Genomic DNA, 16,884 nt, shown 5'->3' on the forward strand with positions numbered 1-16,884 from the left:
CTGCTGGGCGAGGGGCGGCGCACCGCTCTGATCATCAACGCCGACGACTACAAGGACACCGAGGCCCGCGCGGCCTCGCTCAAGCGTGAGGTGGAGGAGCTGGAGAGCGTCGGCCTGCAGCCCTTCGAGGTCGACCTGCGCGAGTACTTCGGCCGCCCCGAGGCGCTGGCCGAGGTGCTCTCCGGCGTCGACCTGGTCTACGTCCGCGGCGGCAGCGCCTTCGTGCTGCGCCGGGCGTTCGTGAGCAGCGGCGCCGACGACGTGATCCGCCGCCTGCTGGCCGAGGACGCCTTCGTCTACGCCGGCTACAGCGCGGGCCCCTGCATGCTGGGGCCGACCCTGCGCGGCATCGACGGCGAGATCGACAACCCCGACCTCGTCCCCGACGGCTACCAGGACACCGTGATGGACTGGGACTGCCTCGGCGTGCTGCCCTACGTGATCGCCCCGCACTACAAGTCCGACCACCCGGAATCCGCGGAGATCGACCGCTCGATCGGCTACTTCACCGATCACCACATTCCTTTCATCGCCATTCGCGACGGACAGGCCATCGTCGTCGACGGCGAGTCCAGGACCGTCGTGGGCTGAAATCACCCAAAAGCCGTGCACCGGATTTCCGGCCCCTTTCCGGGAGATGCGCGCGGCAGCACTTCTCCCTGTTCTCCGGACCGGAGGGAAATATGACCGCTGTCTGGGAACGCGCAGGTGATGCGGCCGAGGTGCACGCGCTGCTGCGTGCGTGCGACGCCCACCAGGCGGAGCGGTCGGGTACGGCTGCGCCCGACCGCAGCCTCGCGACGACCGAGGCCCTGGTGCGCCTGGGCGCCGTTCACCTGCTGCGCAGCGACGGCCGGGCCGTCGCCATGTTCACCCTGACCACCGCGCCGCGTCCCGAGCCGGCGACGGACGACTACCCGCCCGCGAGCAACCCGGTGTACCTCAGCCGGCTCGCCGTGGCACCGGACCTGCTGGCCGACGGCACCCTGATGGGGGTGCGCTGCGTCCGCAAGGCCGTGCAGCTCGCCGGCGGGACGGGCGCGGACGCGCTGCGCGCGGAGGCGAATCCGGACCTTGTGAACACCCGCGCCATGCTGGCCGACCTCGGGTTCGAGCAGCACGGCCCCGTACACGCGGACGAGACGGGCCGACGCTACGTCCGTCTCCAGCGGACTCTTCGACCGGGGGAGAAACCTCGATGACCACATACACCGCCCCCGCCGTGGTGGCCGAACTGCTCTCCGGCGACACGCCGGTGGTGCTCTTCGGCGCCGGCGACCTCGGCGTCATGGCGCACTACGCGCTCACCCGGCTCGGCGTGCGGGTGACCTGCTTCTCCGACGGCCGCGCCGTCAAGCACGGGACCACCGTCCGCGGCCTGGAGGTCCGGGCGCCCGAGCAGCTGGCCGAACTCCCCGGCGACACCCATGTGTTCCTCTGCGGGAACTACCTGGAGTCGATGACCGACCGGCTCCGCGGGATGGGCTTCACCCGCATCCACACCTGCGTGGACCTGCTCGACGGCTTCGACTTCACCGGCTCGGACACCGGGATGGAGCCGGTCTTCATCGAACGGAAGATCGCGCTGCACAAGCGCGAGTGTCTCAAGGCCGAGGAGCGCGCCTCCGAGGCCCTGGTGCTGAAGTACCTCGACGTCGTGGTGACCGAGGCCTGCTCGATGAAGTGCCAGGACTGCTCCAACCTGATGCAGTACTACACCAAGCCGAAGCACAGCGACCTCGACCTGCTGGAGAGCGCGGTCGACCGGATCATGGACAGCATCGACGGGATCTACGAGTTCCGGGTGCTCGGCGGCGAACCCTTCGTCAACCCCCGCGTGCACCGGGTGATCGACAAGCTCACCGGGTACGAGGGCGTCGAGAAGGTCGTGGTGTACACCAACGCCACGATCGTCCCGCGCGGCGAGAACCTCGAGTGCCTGAAGAACGACAAGGTCGTCGTCGACATCACCAACTACGGCACCCACTCCCGGAAGCACGACGAACTCATCGAGGTGCTCGACGCGCACGGCATCGCCAACCTCAGCAAGATCCCGGTGTGGACCGACTCGGGTCGGATCAAGTTCGTCGAGCGCAGCGCCGAGGAGCTCGACGACATGTTCCAGAACTGCTGCGTCAACGACGTCCTGACCCTGCTGAACGGCAAGCTGTACCGCTGCCCGTTCTCCGCCAACGGCACCAACCTCGGTGCCGTCCCGGAGACGTCGGCCGACGTCGTCGACCTGACCGGCGACCGCGCCGGCGCCGAACTGCGGGCCGACATCCGCCGCCTCTACGGGCGGTCGACGCACCTCACCGCCTGCTCCTTCTGCAACGGCCGGGACTACCGGACCCCGCGGATCGAGCCGGCGATCCAGACCCGCAGGCCGCTCCCGCTGGTATGAGGATCGCCGTCTTCCCGATCGACGCGATCGGGCACGTCAACCCGCTGCTCGCCGTCGTCACCGCGCTCGCCGCCCACGACGGGGTCACCGAGGTGCGCAGCTTCGGCTCGCCCGTACTGGCCCCGTCGTTCACGGAGGCCGGGGCGCGGCACGTCCCGATCGAGCTCGGCGCCGACCCCCGGCCGGCGCCGCCCTCGCTCTCCGACCTGGCGTACAAGAGCTTCGTCCGGCCGACCTCCGTGATCGCCGAACACCTCGACCGGGCGAAGGAGTTCGCACCGGACGCGGTGCTGTACGACGTCTTCTCGGTGCACGGCGCGCTCGCGGCCCGTGCGCTCGGCGTCCCCTCCGCGTCGCTGGTCACCTTCCCCGGCTACGGGGCGCTGGGCGAGGACTTCGTCGCCCACCACGGCGCCCCGCACCCCGAACTGGACGCGGCCAACGAGCACTACCGGCGGCTCACCGGCGCGGACCTGCTCGGCGAGGGCCACCTGCCCGTGCTCTTCCCCTCGGACGACCTCTCGATCGTCACGGCGGTCGAGTCGCTCGCCCGCGAGCCCGACAGCACCACCCCGAACCTGCTGGCCCTGCTGGCGCGCTCCACCGGGGTCTACGAGTACGTCGGCCCGTCCGTCGGCCGGGCCCGGTTCCGGCCGCCGCCGGCGGCAGTCCCGCGGCAGCGCCGCACCCCGCGGTTCGACCCGGACTTCCCGTACGAGCGGCTGACGAGGGCCAGGAAGGACGGCCGGAGCATCGTGCTGTTCTCCCTCGGCACCGTGCTCACCGACTTCCGGTTCCACTCTCCGGTCGGCGGCGCCGCCACCGGCCGGGACTTCCTGCTGCGGATGCTCGGCCACCTGGTCACCGCCTTCGCCGACCGGCCGGACGTGCTCGTGGTGGCGGCGACCGGCTCGGTCCTGACCGAGGCGGACGAGCCCGACTGGCCGGACAACTTCGTGGTCCGGGCCTTCCTGCCGCAGCTGGAACTCCTCGAGTCCCACGCGGACGTCTTCATCACCCACCACGGGATGAACTCCACCACCGAGAGCATCCTCGCGGGCGTTCCGATGGTGTCGCTGCCCGGCGCCGGCGACCAGATCACCAACGCGGAGATCGCCACCGCGAACGGGGCCGCCGTCGCGTACTGGGACCTCCGCGACCCGTTCGCCACCGTCACGGCCGAGACGCTCGGGCGGGCCGTCGACGAGGCCCTGCACGACCCCGCGCACCGGGCGGTCTGCGGCCGGCTGGCCGAGACCATGGCGGCCGCAGGCGGCCCCGCCCGGGCCGCCGGGCTCGTGGTCGCGCTCGGCGCACGGACGGCCGGCCGCTGACCGCCGGTCGGCGGCCGGCCCGGACACCCGGACCCGCCGCCGACCGTCCCGCACACCGACCGCGCTCGCACACCGAGGAGGCGGCAGGTCAGGCCAGCGTCGTCAGGAACTCCGCCAGCCCCTCGACCACCCGGCGCCCGGCGGCCTCCGCGACGAGGTCCTCCCGCCAGCGGGCGGCCACCGACCAGGCGCCGTCCGCCGACGGCTCCACCTCCACCAGCAGCCCCGCACCGGCCCGGGGTGCGGCCACCCGCACCGGCCGGTAGCCGATCCCGTCCCCGCCGAACCGCCCGCCCGGCGTCGGCAACTGGAACGCCACCATCGCGCTCCACAGCCCGTCCTGCGCCCCGCCGGGCCGCACCGCCCGGACGACCTCGTCGAACGGGGTACGGGCGTGCCGCAGCCCCTGGAACACCGCCCGCCCGGTCGCCCGGACGAACTCCGCCGGCTCCCGCCCGTCGGCCGCCATCGGCAGCACGATCGGATTGACGAAGCACCCCACCACGGAGTGGAAGGCCCGCTCGAAACGTCCGGACGAGATCGTGGCCAGGTGCAGCCGGTCCGCACCGAACGCGCGCTCCAGGCCGTGCGCCGTGCCGCAGAGCACCGCCGCCAGCGGGAGGGCCCGGGCCTCCCGGACGGCAGCCAGCACCCCCTCGACCGCGGCGGGGTCCAGGACCACCTCGTGGTCCCGGCGCGGCGCCTGCTCCTGCGCGGCGGCCGGCAGCAGCCGCGGGCACTCCCCGCCCAGCATGTCCCGCCAGAACGGCAGGTCGCGCTCCTTCCACGCCGCGACGTGCTGCGCCTCCCAGCGGGCGTAGTCGTGGAAGCCCGGCACGGGCGGGAGGTCCGGCTGCCGGCCGGCGGCCCGGGCCGCGTAGGCCGCGCCCAGGTCGTCCAGCAGCACCTGCTCCGACCGGCCGTCGAAGACGATGTGGTGCAGGCTCAGGCAGAGCAGCCACCGTTCGTCGCCCAGCCGGCCGAGGCGGGCCCGCAGCGGCGGTTCCTCCTCCAGGTCGAACGGCTGCCGCCACCAGTCGGCGCACAGGGCCGCGGCGGTCTCCGCCACCGGCCGGGAAGGGTCCGCGACGGGCGTCGCGACCAGCGGGGTGCGGACCGGGTCGAAGGGCAGCACCTCCTGCACGGGGCCCAGGTCGCCGTCCCAGCGGAACACGCTGCGCAGCCCGGGGTGCCGCCGGACCACGTCGTCGAAGGCCGCGGCGAGCGCGGCCGGGTCGACCGGCCCGGTCAGCAGGTAGGGCAGCACCACCTGGTTGTCGTCCTGCCCCGGGGCGAGGCTCTCGTCCAGCAGGAACCGCTGCTGGCTGTGCGACAGCGGGACGGGCCCGGTGCTCATCGGCCCTCCAACGCGGTCCGGTCCAGCTTGCCGTTCTGATTGGTCGGCAGCCGGTCCACCCGGCGCCAGGTGACCGGGACCATGTAGTCCGGCAGCCGGGCCGCGACGTGGCCGCGCAGCTCGGCCGAGGCCGGCCCGTCGGCGTCCGCGGCGTACACCGCCACCAACTGTGCGTCGGCGACCAGGACGGCCGCCTCGCGGACCGCCGGGTGGCTGCGCACGGCGGCCTCGACCTCGTCCAGCTCCACCCGGTACCCTCGCAGCTTGACCTGCCGGTCGACCCGGCCGAGGTGCACCAGCGCCCCGTGCTCCCGGCGGACCCGGTCCCCGGTGCGGTACCAGTCGTCCGGCCGGGGCGCGCCCCGCACCACCGCGAACCCGCCGTCCTCACGGAAGAACCGGCCGGCGTTGGCCGCCGGGTCGACGTACCCGGGGAACCGCTGGACGCCCCGGACACAGAGTTCGCCCTCGTCGGCCGGCCGGCCGTCCGGGCCGACCAGCACCGACTCCAGGTGCGGGTAGACGGCGCCGATGGGCACCGTGCCGTTGCCGGTCGGCAGCCAGTCGGCCGGGTCGTCCGGGAGGCGGTGGTTCGCGCAGACGCCCGCCAGCTCGGTCGGCCCGTAGTTGTTCTCGATCACGCCGTGCGGTGCGGCCGCCTTCCAGGCCGCCGCGGCCTCGAAGGTCAGCTGCTCGCCGCTGAACATGCTCCAGCGCAGGTCCGGCAGCGACCCGGGTTTCAGCGCCCTGGTACGGCGGGCCAGCGCGATCACCGAGGGGACGGTGTCCAGGTGGGTGATCGCGTGCTCGGCCAGGAACCGCACCGGGCTCAGCCAGGCGCGGAACCCGGCGACCACCAGCGTGGCGCCGGACGCCCAGGACGCCAGGATCTCGAACACCGAGGCGTCGAAGGACAGGTCGGCGGCCTGTGCCACCCGCGCCCCCGGCCCGAGTTCGTACAGGTCGACCACGTGGCCGAGGTAGCCGGCGAGAGCGGCGTGCGTGACCGGCACGCCCTTCGGCCTGCCGGTCGACCCCGAGGTGTAGATCAGGTACGCCTCGCCCTCCGGAGGCCGGTCGCCGCCGGCCACCGGGCCGGCGGCGGGCAGGTCCGCCGGTCGGACCTGCCGGACGCCCGCGGCCTCGGCGGGCACCGGCTCGGCCGAGTCCGCCAGCAGCAGGGCGGGGCGGGCCTCCCGCACGATGTCGGCCACCCGGCTCTCCGGCCAGCGCGGGCTGATCGGCAGCACGGCCCCGCCGCTGCGGAGGATGCCGAGATAGGCCGTGTAGGTGTGCAGGGACTTGTCGAATCGCAGGCCCACCCGGCCCGGTTGCGGGCCGAGCCGGGCGGCGACCGCCGACGAGCCCTCCCACAGCTCCGCGTAGGAGACGTCCCGGCCGTCGATCCGCAGGGCCGGCAGGTCGGGGTGGCGGACCACCGCCTCCTCGACCGCGGTGACGATGTCGCGCATCGGTTCTCCGGTCCTTCCTCTCAGCTCACCAGGGCTTCGGTGCGGGCCTGCAGCCGGCGCACGCTCGGATAGCCGAGGCTGACCACCCGGGGCACCGCGACCAGCAGGGCCAGCACGCTCAGGCTCGCCGCCACCCCGACGGAGGCCGCGACCGCGCCCAGGGCGTAGCCGACCGGCCGCAGCGCGGACGAGCTCAGCCAGTCGTAGGACGAGACCTTCGACAGCGCGTCGTCCGGGACGTGCTGCTGCATGGTGGTGAGCCACAGCGAGTCCGCCGCCGTCATGCCCGCGCCGGCCAGCGCCAGCGCCGCGGCCTGGACGGCGGCCGGCGCACCGGAGGCGACCAGCAGCAGTGCGGGCACCAGCAGCAGTTCGGCCAGGCGCGCGGCCAGCATGGGGCGCGCGGGCTGGAAGCGGAGCAGCACCAGGTCGCCGAGGACGTCGCCGGCGCCCAGCGCGGCGACGACCACCGCCCAGCTCAGCGCCCCGGACTTCTCCTGCAGGGCCAGGATCGGACCGACCACCATGAAGACGGCGACCGCGACGTGGGTGGCCATGAACCCGGTGAGACTGGTCCAGATCCACGGGGTGCCGCGCACCAGGCGGAAGCCCCTGGCCAGTTCACCGAAGGTGGAGCCGTCCGAGCGCCGGGCGGTCTGCGGGAGTCGGATCCTGGTCGCGCAGAACGCGCCGACCAGGAAGGAGGCGCCGTCCAGGGCGAGCGCCCAGCCCGCGCCGACGGTCGAGATCAGCAGCCCGGCGACGAGCGGCCCGACCACCCCGGACACACTGCGGGTGAACGACAGCAGGCTGTTGGCCTGCTGCATCCGTTCGGCGGGCACGGTGAACCTGGTCAGCCCGGAGGAGGCCGGCAGGTGGAAGGCCTGGGCGGTGCCGAAGAGCACCTGCAGGACGATCAGCAGCACCAGGTTCACCCGGTCGAGCAGCACCATCGCGGCGACGCCGAACTGCACCGCGGCCCGCACCGTGTCCATGGCGGCCATCACGTGGTGGCGCGGCAGGCGGTCCGCCCACACGCCGCCGAGCAGCACGAAGACCACCAGCGGCACGGTGCTCGCGCCGAGCGCGATACCGGCGGTGGCGCCCGAGCCGGTCGCCTGGAGCAGTCCGACGGTCAGCGCGACCAGGCTCACCATGTTCCCCAGGACGGAGATGGAGAAGCCGGCGTACTGGTAGCGGAACTGACGGTGCGTGAACGGCTGGAAGGCCTGGGCCAGTTTCATGGTTCCTCGGGACGTTCGAACGGGGGTGGGACCGGATTACCGGCCTGCGGGGGCGAAGCCGGCCGCGAGGGCGCGAAGCACCTCGTCCACGGCGGTGTCGAGCGACGGCCGGTCCTCGCCGCGCACCGTCACGTTGGCCATCCGGTACTGGGTGGCCGACTTGGGGTCGCCGGGCCGGGCCAGCTCGTCCACGGCGCGGACCCCGGGCAGGGCCCGCAGGTCGCGTGCGCGCAGGCCGGTGCGCACGTCGCCGTCCCGGTCCGCGAAGGTCGGGAACAGGCCGGCGGCCGCGCCGCGCATCGCCGAGAGGTCGGCCTCCGGTGGCTCGCCGAGCGCGACCTGCAGCGCGACGCGGACCGGATCGGGGCCGTCCACCAGCCGGAAGAGCCGGGCGGTGTGCCCCGCCAGCCGGCCGTTCACCTCGATGAGCTCGAAGCCGTCCGGGGTCAGCTGCAGCTCGGTGTGGGTCACCCGGGGGCCGACGTCCAGGGCGTCGAGGATCCGGCCGGTGTACTCCGCGGCCTCGCGGCGGAGCCGGTCCGGGAGCCGGGACGGCAGGAGGTCGCCCTGCACGTTGACGGCGTCGGCACCGTCCCGGCCGGCACCGCGCGCGACCGCGACCGGCAGCTTGTCCAGGACGCCCAGGTGGAGGCGGTTCCTGTCGAAGGTCACCGTCTCCACCGAGACGAGACTGCCCAGCCAGCCCACGCCGGACGGGTGCGGCGCCGGCTCGATCCGGGTCTCCAGCATCAGGTCCGACCAGTCGGTGCGGACGCCGAGCTGCCGGCGCAGGTCCTCCTCGCCGTCGAGGAAGGCGATGCCCCGCCCTCCGGCGGCGCGGCGCGGCTTCAGCACGCAGGGGCCGCCGAGCGCGGCGAACTCCCGTGCCAGGTCGGCCGGGCCGTCGACGGCCGCGGCCCGCACCGCGGTCAGGCCGGCCCGGTGCAGCAGCCGGCGCTGGACCAGTTTGTCCCAGGGCCGCTCCACCGTGGAGGCGGCGCCGGGGTGCAGCAGGCCGTGCAGCAGGTCCGCCGTGTCCAGCAGGTCGTCGTGGAAGGTGGTGGCGCCGCGCAGGCCCAGCGGGGCGAGGAACGCGGCGTGCCCGTCCTCGGGCACCGTGCGGCACTCGAAGAAGCGGCGGGCGACCGCCATGAAGTCCTCCAGCGCGGCCGTCCGCGGGTCCACCAGCAGGACCACCTCGCAGAGCCCCCGGGCCGCGACGTAGATCTCGCGGAGGTTGGCCGCGCCGTCAGGCGCATGACAGACCCCGATGCGGGGGAGGGCGACGGATTCGGACATGGGTCGGCCGCCCGCTACCGCGCGGTGGCGGAACGGGCGCCGTCGAGCAGGGTCGCCAGGCGGCCGTCGACGAAGAAGTCCTCCAGCGGGATCTCGATCTCCAGCCGCGCCTCGATCCGCTCGATCAGGGTGACGGCGAGCAGCGAGTTGCCGCCGAGGCCGAAGAAGTCGTCGTCCGGCGCGGGGGATTCGACGTCCAGCACGTCGCACCACTCCGCGCGCACCACATCGTCGACAACAGCGCTTTCCATGGCGGTCCTCTCTCAGGGTTTCGGGCCCACGGCCCAGACGGGGGACAGCACCGCGCCCCGCCGGGTCTTGGGCGTCTCGGCGTCGAGCCCCAGGTCGACGGCGGTCAGGCCGTGCGCCAGGGCGTGGCGGACCGGGGCCTGGAACAGGCTCTCCGCGTACGCCTCGTGGCGGTGCTCGTGCTCGTCGACCAGGCCCGTCTCGTAGATCTCCAGGCGCGGGCCGACGACACAGGCGAGGGTGACGGCGAGCAGGCCGTCCGGGCCGGACACCGCGAAGGCGATGCGCTCGCCCACCGGGTCGGCCGCCCACTGCGCCAGCCGCATGCGGATCAGGCGGACGGGGTCGGCCAGCCCGTGCCGCCGCTTGACCTGCCCGACGAGTTCGGCGGCCTCCGCGACCACCTCGGCGGCGGGCCGGACGGTGGTGGCCAGGCCGCAGTCCGCCGCCGCCCGCCGGTCCTTCAGCACGGTGCGCCGGCCGCTCGCGCCCAGCCCGGCCAGGTAGGCGGCGTCGTCGGCCGGGACGTGGATCGTGGAGACCTGCGCGATCCGCTCGGCCCGCCAGCCGTCCTCCGCCGGGAATGCGCCCATCTCCTCGTCGCGGACGTACAGCGCGATCGGGACCAGGCCCTCCGCCAGGGCCGCCTCGCGTCCGGCGGCGACCAGCGCCCTCCGCACCGCGGCGGCCTCGGCCGGCGGCAGGCCGGCCGCGACGGCCGCGCCGGAGACGAGGTCGGTGCAACCGCCGAGGAAGAGGTGGGCGTGCGCCGGCCCGTCGAACAGCTCGGGCACCAGGGCGGCCGGATCGACCGGGCCCGGTCCGGCGCCCGCCTTGGGCCGCTGGACGGGCAGCATGCCGAGGACGGTGCCGCCGCGGGTCGCCAGTACCACCCGGGAGTGCCATGCCGCAGCGGAGTACGGCCGGCCCAGCCGGTCCGGCAGCAGTGACACGGAGGAGGCGTTCCACGGCGAGTCCGAGAGATTCCGCGGAATTTCGTCCACCGCCACGAGGCGGGTTTCCACGGCGCTCAAATCCAGGTACCGGCGGAACGCGTGCGCATGTTGCTCATTGTCACCAGGTCGCTGAGGAGGAGTGGATCAGGGGAGCATGCCCGTGGATGCTAGCACGGTGTTCCGAACACCATTCCGATTTAACGGAATTGACGGATCCGCATATTGCCCGTGCTGCTCCGGCCGGATTTCGAATCGGACATCGGGTCCGATTCAGTGTCAGAGTGCGCGTTCCCGGCGGACATCGCCGCCGGGAACGGAACGGCGGATCACGGGATGATCAATTCAGTCGTACGGTCACGCACTTGGGGCGCTGGTACTCGCCCAGTGCCAGGGTGCTCAGGTCGGTGCCGTGGCCGGACCCGCGCCGGCCGCCGTGCGGCAGCTCCGGAGTCTGGTCCAGGTGGCAGTTGACCCACGCCTCGCCGCAGTCCAGCGCCGCCGCGAGCTCCAGCGCGGTGCCCGTGTCGGTGCTCCAGACGCTGCCGGCCAGGGCCTGCGGAAGGCCGTTGGCCAGCCGGACGGCGTGCTCGGTGTCCCGGGCCTGCTGGACGGTGAGCACCGGGCCGAAGACCTCCTCTCGGACCGCCGGGTCGTCGTCCGGCAGGTCCGCGAGGACCGCCGCGGGACGCCAGTACCCGTCCTCCTCACCGGCCCCCGGCTTGACCGCGCCGCAGGCCCGGATCCCCGCGGCGGAGGCGCCGAGGAGCCGGTCGTAGCGGGCCGCCTGGTCCGGGTTGTTCAGCGGACCGAAGTCGATCCCGGCGGTGAGCGAGGACATCGCCGCGGAGAGCCCCTCGACCGTGCGGGCGTAGTTCTCCGGCAGGGTGATGACCCGGGCGGGCGCCGCGCAGCTCTGCCCCGCGTTGTACGTCGAGGCGGCGGCCAGCGAGGCGTACGTGTGGGCGGGCGCGTCCGGCATCACCAGGACGGGGCAGTTGCCGCCCAGCTCCAGGCTGACCGGCCGGAGCCCGGCCCGCCGGGCCACGTCCAGGCCGCCCGCGGTGCTGCCGGTGAAGGCGACCGCGTCCACCGGGCTCTCCACGAGCAGTCGGCCGGTCTCGCGGTCCCCGGTCAGGGTGCTCAGCACGTGCTCGCCGAGGAGTTCGGCGGCGTCCGCGGCGAGCAGCAGCGCGGTGTCCGGGGTGGTCTCGGCGGGCTTGAGGAGCACCGAGTTGCCGACCGCCAGGGCCGGCCCGAACCGCCACGCCGCCATCATCAGCGGGTAGTTCCACGGCACGATCGCGGCGACCACGCCGAGCGGCTCCCAGCGGACCCAGCTCTCGCGGTCGTCCATCCGCCGGCCCGCGGCGGGGACGGCCTCGGTGCGCGCGGCACCCGCGTAGAACCGCACCACGTCGGCCGCGCCGACGATCTCCGCCTCGGCCTCCGCGAGCGGCTTGCCGGTGCCGGCCCGCTCGGCCAGGGCGTACTCCGAGCGGCGGTCCTCGATCCGGTCCGCCAGCCGCAGCAGGCGCCGCGAGCGTACGGCCGGGGTGAGGGCCGCCCAGCCGCGCTGAGCGGCCCGGGAGGCCTCGACGCGGGCGGCGACGTCCTGCTCGCGGGAGATCGGGAATCCCTCCCGGAGTCTTCCTGTTCGAGGATCGGTGAGGGCGCTCCGGGCGTCCCGGGCGGAATCGGCCTGACGGGTGTGCGAACTCGTCGACATGCGAGCAGAGCATAGGCCATTCGGGTGCTGACGGGCGGTGATTCGCAGTCGGCGGACTGCGCTCCCCGTGCGCGGATGTGACATACCGTCACCAAACGGTGATAGGCGGATCCATATCGGATGAACCGGTGCACCCAGCATCCGCCGGACGAGTCAAGATCTAGGCAGTGGGCGATCTATGGGGTTAACTGGCGCTTGCGGGCTGCACCTCGGCTTGTGTGGTGCAGCTGACGTCTCACGTGCGGTCGTAATGATCATTTGCCGGCGAGCCCCGCGCAGTGTGCGCGAGCGGGTCGGCGCAGACCCGATTCCGGGATCGCGAATTCGTCGCCGGGCTCATGGGGGATACCGTGCTCGCTAGTTGTTTTTCCGAGGACGAGGCCGACGAGCACTGTCGCCTTCGACGCCGACTCCTCTCCGTCGATTCCGAACTCCCGCCGCCCGCGGTGGGCTTTCCGGCCGCGGCCGACGGCTTCCTCGAGGCCGGCGCCGACCGGCTGCTGCACAACCTCCGGGAGTACGGCCTCGCCGTCGTGCACCTGGACGAATCACTGACGCACGATCAGTTCGTTGCTCTGGGTGCCCTCCTGGGCGAGGCGATACCCGAGACCGACGACGCGGTGCAGCCCTACGTCGAGGACGGCATCGTCCTCAACCTGGTGGCCGACGCGGGCCGGACGCAGGACGTCTCGCTCCAGCCCTTCGCCACCGGACCGCTCTCGCTGCACAGCGAGGGCAGCGGCCGCAGCGCCGCCGACCAGCCCCGGTACATCGTCCTGATGTGCGAGGAACCCGGCAGCGGCGAGTCCGCCGCCACGGTCCTCGTCCCGATGGCCGCGGTCGCCGACCGCCTCTCCGCCGAGGACGCCGTCCTGCTGGCCGCCACCCGCTACGAGGGCCGCCCGGGCGTGCCGACCGTGGCGCGCCGCGAGGACGGTCGCACGGTCTACTCCTTCCGCGACTTCCAGCGCGATCCGCTGCACTGGGTGTGCGACGCCCCCGAGGCCCACCCCGACACGGTCAACCGCGCCATCCGCCGCCTGCTCGCCGGGATGTACGCGCCGCGGCAGGCCTACGGCGTCCCCTGGACCCGCGGGCTCCTCGTCGTCATCGACAACACCTGGTTCTTCCACGGCCGGACCGCGGGCGCCGTCGGGCCGGTCGGCCGGCCGCGCCACCTCAAGCGGCTCCGGATCCGCTGACCCCCGCCTCCACCGCGTCCCCGCACGGGACCGTCCTTCCGCCGTGCGCCGACCCGGGTCCCGTCGCCGTGGCACTCCGCTCGCTCACCTGTCATGCCCTGGAGAAGTAATGCAGCTGTTCGCCACCACGCCGCCGGCGCGCCGCATCGACGTGCCCACCGAGGCGCGCCTGGCTGCCGCCGGTGCGTGGCAGACCCCGCACGACAGCGGTGCCTTCCTGTCGGGTGTGGACCAGCGGACCCTGGAGGTCTACCGCAGAGCGGTCGACCCCGGTGACCCGATCGAACTCCGCAACCTCTGGCTCGGCCGGGTGGAGACCGAACTCGGCGGCCCCACCACCCGGCAGTGGCAGGCCGACCTGTGGCGCGACTCCCGCGTCCGCCGCGAGGTCACCGAGGAGGAGGTGCTCGGCTCGCGGTCGACCGTCCGCTTCGTCAAGGAACTCTTCAACTGGTACTTCCGTGACGACCTCTACGGCGAACTCCGTGACGACGCGCGGACGATGCTCTCCGGCGGCTCGGTCGACGAACTCAACTGGGGCCTCCCGGAGGCACTCAAGGACTGCATCAGGTACGCCCTGCAGCGCGACTGGTACGGCTACTCCGACTCCTGCGGACGCATCCCCGCCCGGGAGGCCGTCGCCGCCTACGAGAGCGCCCGGATCGCCGGCACCACCTACACCGCGGCCAACGTCGCACTCACCATGGGCGGCACCTTCGCGGTGAGCACCCTGGCCGACTACGTGCTGGCCGGCCGCTCCTCCGACGCGACCCCCGCCCTGTGCGCCACCCCCAACTACCCGCCGCTCGTCGAGGCGATCGCCCGCCGCGGCAACGTCCGACTGGTGCCGCTCGGCACCGAGGGCGGGGTGATGGAACTCGGCCCGCTGATCGCCGCCCTGACCCCGCAGACACCGTTCGTCCTGCTGCAGACCGCCGCCAACCCCACCGGCGCCGCCGTCGACGAGGAGGAACTGGCCCGGCTGATCCAGACCGCCTCGCCGACCACGATGATCGTGCTCGACGAGTGCCACGAGTGGCTCGGTGAGACCCGCACCGCCTCCGTCCTGCGCTCCGCTCCCAACGTCATCCGGGTGTCCAGCCTGTCGAAGAACTGGTCGGCACCGGGCATCAAGGTGGGCTGGATCCTCGCCGACAGTTCGTTCATCGCCGACTACTACGAGTACGCCTCCACCAGCTTCGGCGGCCCGCCCTCCTTCTTCTACACGGTGGTCGAGGTCCTGGCGCGGATGGAGCGCTGGATGATCACCGGCCTGACCCGGCCCGGCGCCGACGAACTCCGTGAGTTCGAGTCCTCCTACGGCCTCACCCTGGACCGGCTCCGCGCCGCCTACGACACCTACTGCGCCGACCGCCGGGCCCGCGAGTCCTGCCTGCAGCTGCTGCGCGACGCGGCCGGCGCCGAACTCTGCCGGGTCGGCGACGTCGTCCGGCCCCGGTACTCGATCAACACCGCCGTCCGCTTCGACCGGTGGGACGACTCCTACCTGTGCTTCCGGGACCTGCTCCGCAGCACCGGCGTGTCCGTCTACCCGGGCATCCTCAACTTCTGCTTCTCCGGCGGCGTCGCGCGCATCACCACGGCCCGCGCCTGGGAGGACCTGGCGCCCGCCCTGCGGCGGATCGGCGCGGCCGTCGGCGAGCGGGAGGCCGCCGGTGTCTGAGTTCCGCCTCGCCCCCGGCCGCAAGACCGTCATCGGCATGATCCACCTCAAGCCGCTGCCCGGCACCCCCTTCCATGAGGAGGGCGGCTTCGGGGAGATCCTCGAAACCGCCGTGGCCTCCGCCGTCGCCCTGCGCGACGGCGGCGCGGACGGCTGCCTCGTCCAGACCGTCGACCGCGTCTACAGCACCGAGGACGAGTGCGACCCCGCGCGGGCCGTCGCCATGGGCCTCGTCGTCGACGCCGTCACCCGGGCCACCGGCGGCGGCGCCGACTTCCGGGTCGGCGTCCAGATCATGCGCAACGCGCTGAGCGCCTCGCTCGCCGTCGCCAAGGTGGCCGGCGGCTCCTTCATCCGGGCCGGCGCCCTGGTCGGCATGACCCTCTCCCCGCACGGCATGGTCCAGGCGGACCCGCTGCGCACCGCCGAGTACCGCCGCCGGATAGCCGCGGACGGCATCGGGGTGATCGCCGAGGTCGACTCGATGCACTTCCGCTGGTTCGGCGAACCCAAGCCGACCGGCGAGGTCGCCAGGGCCGCCCGCGGCATGGGCGCGGACGCGGTCTCCCTCGGCAGCCCCGACGAGGAGTACACCCTCGACGCGATCGCCTCCGTGCGCCGCTGCGCCCCCGGCCTGCCGGTGCTGCTCGCCGGCCACACCGACCACGCCAATGCCGCCAGGCTGCTGGCCGAGGCCGACGGTGCCTTCGTCGGCACCTGCCTCGAACAGGGCGGCTGGGGCGGCCGGATCGACACCGACCGGGTCAAGGCCTACATGGACATCGCCCGTTCCCTGGAGCGGCCGTGACGACCACCGGCACCACGCACCGGGCCGCCGCGCCCATCGACGTCGCGGTCATGGCCCGGCAGACCCGGCGGCTCGCCGCCGACCTGCGCACACTCACCGGACCGACCTGGGAGCAGACCGGCACCGCCCTCGCCGCGCTCGGCGGCACCCGCCCCACCAAGGTCTGCCTGATCGGTGACGGCGACTCCTACCACGCCGCGCGCGCCGCCGAGATGGCCTTCGAGACGCTCGGCGGCACCGACTGCGAACCGCTCTCCGCCCAGCGCTTCCTGGACTACCACGTCGACCTGCCCGCCCACACGGGCGGCGCACCGCTCGTGGTGGGCGTCTCCTCCTCCGGCCGCACCGAACGCGTCCTGCAGGGCGTGGCCCGGGCCCGTGCCCGGGGCCTCGCCACCATCGCCGTCACCGGGGACGCCGACAGCCCGCTCGCCCGGGCCGCGGCCGCCGCCGTCACCGTCGCGCCGCCCGACCCGGAGCGCTCGCCCGGCATCCGCACCTACCAGGCCAGCCTGCTGGCCCTGCTGCTGCTCGCCGTCCGGCTCGGCGGCCCCTGCGGGGCCGGCCGGCCCGATCAGGTCGCCGAGATCGCCTCGCTCGCATCCGCCGTCGACGCCACCGAGCGGGCCCTGCAAGGACCCTGCGAGGACCTCGGCCGCGAACTCGCCGCGGGCCCGGTGATCGCCGTCCTGGGCAGCGGGCCCGGTGAGGGCACCGCCAAGTACTGCGCGGCGAAGCTCGTCGAGGGCGCCGGGGCGATGGCCTTCGGCCAGGACCTGGAGGAGTGGTGGCACGTCGAGCGGTTCGCCGCCCCGCTCGACATGCCGCTGCTCGTCCTCGCCCCGCCGGGCGGCGCCCACGACCGCGCCGTCGACCTCGCCGCCCGCGCCGCCGCGCTCGGCCGCCGGGTGGTCGCCGTCCTGCCCGAGGGCGCGCCCCCGCTCGAAGGCCCGAACCTCCGTACCGTCCGCGTGCACGGCGCCGTGCGCGAGGAGTTCTCCCCGCTGCTCTACCACCTGTTCGCCGGGCACCTGGCCACCGGGCTGGCCCGGCACACCGGCCGCCTGCCCTTCCAGTCCCACCGGGCCGCCGGCCCGGCCGGCGACTGACACCCGACCGGGCGGCGGCGCCACGCCTCCGGCACGACCG

Annotated in this window: 15 protein-coding genes; 8 read left to right on the plus strand and 7 right to left on the minus strand. The window is 73.8% G+C overall.

What is annotated here, in order from left to right:
• The 4 genes from AB0P35_RS04520 to AB0P35_RS04535 form a co-directional block, all read left to right on the plus strand.
• Nucleotides 1–591 (plus strand): Type 1 glutamine amidotransferase-like domain-containing protein (locus AB0P35_RS04520; protein WP_363506365.1); only part of this gene is annotated, 591 nt, incomplete at its 5' end.
• 92 nt (nucleotides 592–683) lie between these two features.
• The gene (locus AB0P35_RS04525) at nucleotides 684–1,202 is read left to right on the plus strand and encodes a hypothetical protein (protein WP_363506370.1); all 519 of its coding nucleotides are present in this window, start codon (nucleotides 684–686) and stop codon (nucleotides 1,200–1,202) included.
• Nucleotides 1,199–2,404 carry a 4Fe-4S cluster-binding domain-containing protein gene (locus AB0P35_RS04530; protein WP_363506373.1) on the plus strand — a complete coding sequence of 402 codons (1,206 nt, stop codon included), beginning with the start codon at nucleotides 1,199–1,201 and terminating at the stop codon, nucleotides 2,402–2,404. Before AB0P35_RS04525 ends, AB0P35_RS04530 begins: the two co-directional genes overlap by 4 nt.
• On the plus strand, nucleotides 2,401–3,738 hold the full coding sequence (locus AB0P35_RS04535) for a glycosyltransferase (RefSeq protein ID WP_363506376.1): 1,338 nt from the start codon (nucleotides 2,401–2,403) through the stop codon (nucleotides 3,736–3,738). Before AB0P35_RS04530 ends, AB0P35_RS04535 begins: the two co-directional genes overlap by 4 nt.
• An 88-nt stretch (nucleotides 3,739–3,826) precedes the next feature.
• Here the strand turns inward: AB0P35_RS04535 and AB0P35_RS04540 are convergent, their stop codons facing one another.
• The 7 genes from AB0P35_RS04540 to AB0P35_RS04570 all read right to left on the minus strand — a co-directional run bounded on the left by AB0P35_RS04540 (nucleotide 3,827) and on the right by AB0P35_RS04570 (nucleotide 12,041).
• The gene (locus AB0P35_RS04540) at nucleotides 3,827–5,095 is read right to left on the minus strand and encodes a condensation domain-containing protein (RefSeq protein ID WP_363506379.1); all 1,269 of its coding nucleotides are present in this window, start codon (nucleotides 5,093–5,095) and stop codon (nucleotides 3,827–3,829) included.
• Entirely contained in the window at nucleotides 5,092–6,567 is a 1,476-nt protein-coding gene (locus AB0P35_RS04545) for an AMP-binding protein (protein ID WP_363506382.1), read from the minus strand. Before AB0P35_RS04545 ends, AB0P35_RS04540 begins: the two co-directional genes overlap by 4 nt.
• 20 nt (nucleotides 6,568–6,587) lie before the next feature.
• Nucleotides 6,588–7,811, minus strand: coding sequence for an MFS transporter (locus AB0P35_RS04550; RefSeq protein ID WP_363506385.1), 1,224 nt, complete (start codon nucleotides 7,809–7,811; stop codon nucleotides 6,588–6,590).
• A 36-nt stretch (nucleotides 7,812–7,847) separates the two neighbouring features.
• The gene (locus AB0P35_RS04555; protein ID WP_363506388.1) at nucleotides 7,848–9,110 is read right to left on the minus strand and encodes an ATP-grasp domain-containing protein; all 1,263 of its coding nucleotides are present in this window, start codon (nucleotides 9,108–9,110) and stop codon (nucleotides 7,848–7,850) included.
• Between the two features lie 14 nt (nucleotides 9,111–9,124).
• Complete coding sequence (locus tag AB0P35_RS04560) at nucleotides 9,125–9,361, minus strand: acyl carrier protein (protein ID WP_363506391.1); 237 nt, start codon at nucleotides 9,359–9,361, stop codon at nucleotides 9,125–9,127.
• A 12-nt stretch (nucleotides 9,362–9,373) separates the two neighbouring features.
• Nucleotides 9,374–10,384 carry a hypothetical protein gene (locus AB0P35_RS04565; protein ID WP_363506394.1) on the minus strand — a complete coding sequence of 337 codons (1,011 nt, stop codon included), beginning with the start codon at nucleotides 10,382–10,384 and terminating at the stop codon, nucleotides 9,374–9,376.
• Between the two features lie 268 nt (nucleotides 10,385–10,652).
• The gene (locus AB0P35_RS04570) at nucleotides 10,653–12,041 is read right to left on the minus strand and encodes an aldehyde dehydrogenase family protein (protein WP_363506397.1); all 1,389 of its coding nucleotides are present in this window, start codon (nucleotides 12,039–12,041) and stop codon (nucleotides 10,653–10,655) included.
• A gap of 338 nt (nucleotides 12,042–12,379) precedes the next feature.
• On the opposite strand from AB0P35_RS04570, the gene AB0P35_RS04575 reads away from it, so the two are divergent.
• The 4 genes from AB0P35_RS04575 to AB0P35_RS04590 all read left to right on the plus strand — a co-directional run bounded on the left by AB0P35_RS04575 (nucleotide 12,380) and on the right by AB0P35_RS04590 (nucleotide 16,844).
• Nucleotides 12,380–13,243, plus strand: coding sequence for a TauD/TfdA family dioxygenase (locus tag AB0P35_RS04575; RefSeq protein WP_363506400.1), 864 nt, complete (start codon nucleotides 12,380–12,382; stop codon nucleotides 13,241–13,243).
• A gap of 109 nt (nucleotides 13,244–13,352) precedes the next feature.
• On the plus strand, nucleotides 13,353–14,927 hold the full coding sequence (locus tag AB0P35_RS04580; protein WP_363506403.1) for a pyridoxal phosphate-dependent aminotransferase: 1,575 nt from the start codon (nucleotides 13,353–13,355) through the stop codon (nucleotides 14,925–14,927).
• The gene (locus AB0P35_RS04585; RefSeq protein ID WP_363506406.1) at nucleotides 14,920–15,735 is read left to right on the plus strand and encodes a BtpA/SgcQ family protein; all 816 of its coding nucleotides are present in this window, start codon (nucleotides 14,920–14,922) and stop codon (nucleotides 15,733–15,735) included. Before AB0P35_RS04580 ends, AB0P35_RS04585 begins: the two co-directional genes overlap by 8 nt.
• Entirely contained in the window at nucleotides 15,732–16,844 is a 1,113-nt protein-coding gene (locus tag AB0P35_RS04590; protein ID WP_363506409.1) for an SIS domain-containing protein, read from the plus strand. Before AB0P35_RS04585 ends, AB0P35_RS04590 begins: the two co-directional genes overlap by 4 nt.
• Nucleotides 16,845–16,884 lie beyond the last annotated feature (40 nt).

It is taken from the genome of Kitasatospora sp. NPDC085879 (assembly GCF_040686255.1).
In the GTDB taxonomy this organism is placed as follows: Bacteria; Actinomycetota; Actinomycetes; order Streptomycetales; family Streptomycetaceae; genus Kitasatospora.

Bases quoted from the DNA above. Each gene is read 5' to 3' on its own strand.
- AB0P35_RS04525 (WP_363506370.1), top strand. From the start codon at position 684: ATGACCGCTGTCTGGGAACGCGCAGGTGATGCGGCCGAGGTGCACGCG.
- AB0P35_RS04530 (WP_363506373.1), top strand. From the start codon at position 1,199: ATGACCACATACACCGCCCCCGCCGTGGTGGCCGAACTGCTCTCCGGC.
- AB0P35_RS04535 (WP_363506376.1), top strand. From the start codon at position 2,401: ATGAGGATCGCCGTCTTCCCGATCGACGCGATCGGGCACGTCAACCCG.
- AB0P35_RS04540 (WP_363506379.1), bottom strand. From the start codon at position 5,095: ATGAGCACCGGGCCCGTCCCGCTGTCGCACAGCCAGCAGCGGTTCCTG.
- AB0P35_RS04545 (WP_363506382.1), bottom strand. From the start codon at position 6,567: ATGCGCGACATCGTCACCGCGGTCGAGGAGGCGGTGGTCCGCCACCCC.
- AB0P35_RS04550 (WP_363506385.1), bottom strand. From the start codon at position 7,811: ATGAAACTGGCCCAGGCCTTCCAGCCGTTCACGCACCGTCAGTTCCGC.
- AB0P35_RS04555 (WP_363506388.1), bottom strand. From the start codon at position 9,110: ATGTCCGAATCCGTCGCCCTCCCCCGCATCGGGGTCTGTCATGCGCCT.
- AB0P35_RS04560 (WP_363506391.1), bottom strand. From the start codon at position 9,361: ATGGAAAGCGCTGTTGTCGACGATGTGGTGCGCGCGGAGTGGTGCGAC.
- AB0P35_RS04570 (WP_363506397.1), bottom strand. From the start codon at position 12,041: ATGTCGACGAGTTCGCACACCCGTCAGGCCGATTCCGCCCGGGACGCC.
- AB0P35_RS04575 (WP_363506400.1), top strand. From the start codon at position 12,380: ATGGGGGATACCGTGCTCGCTAGTTGTTTTTCCGAGGACGAGGCCGAC.
- AB0P35_RS04580 (WP_363506403.1), top strand. From the start codon at position 13,353: ATGCAGCTGTTCGCCACCACGCCGCCGGCGCGCCGCATCGACGTGCCC.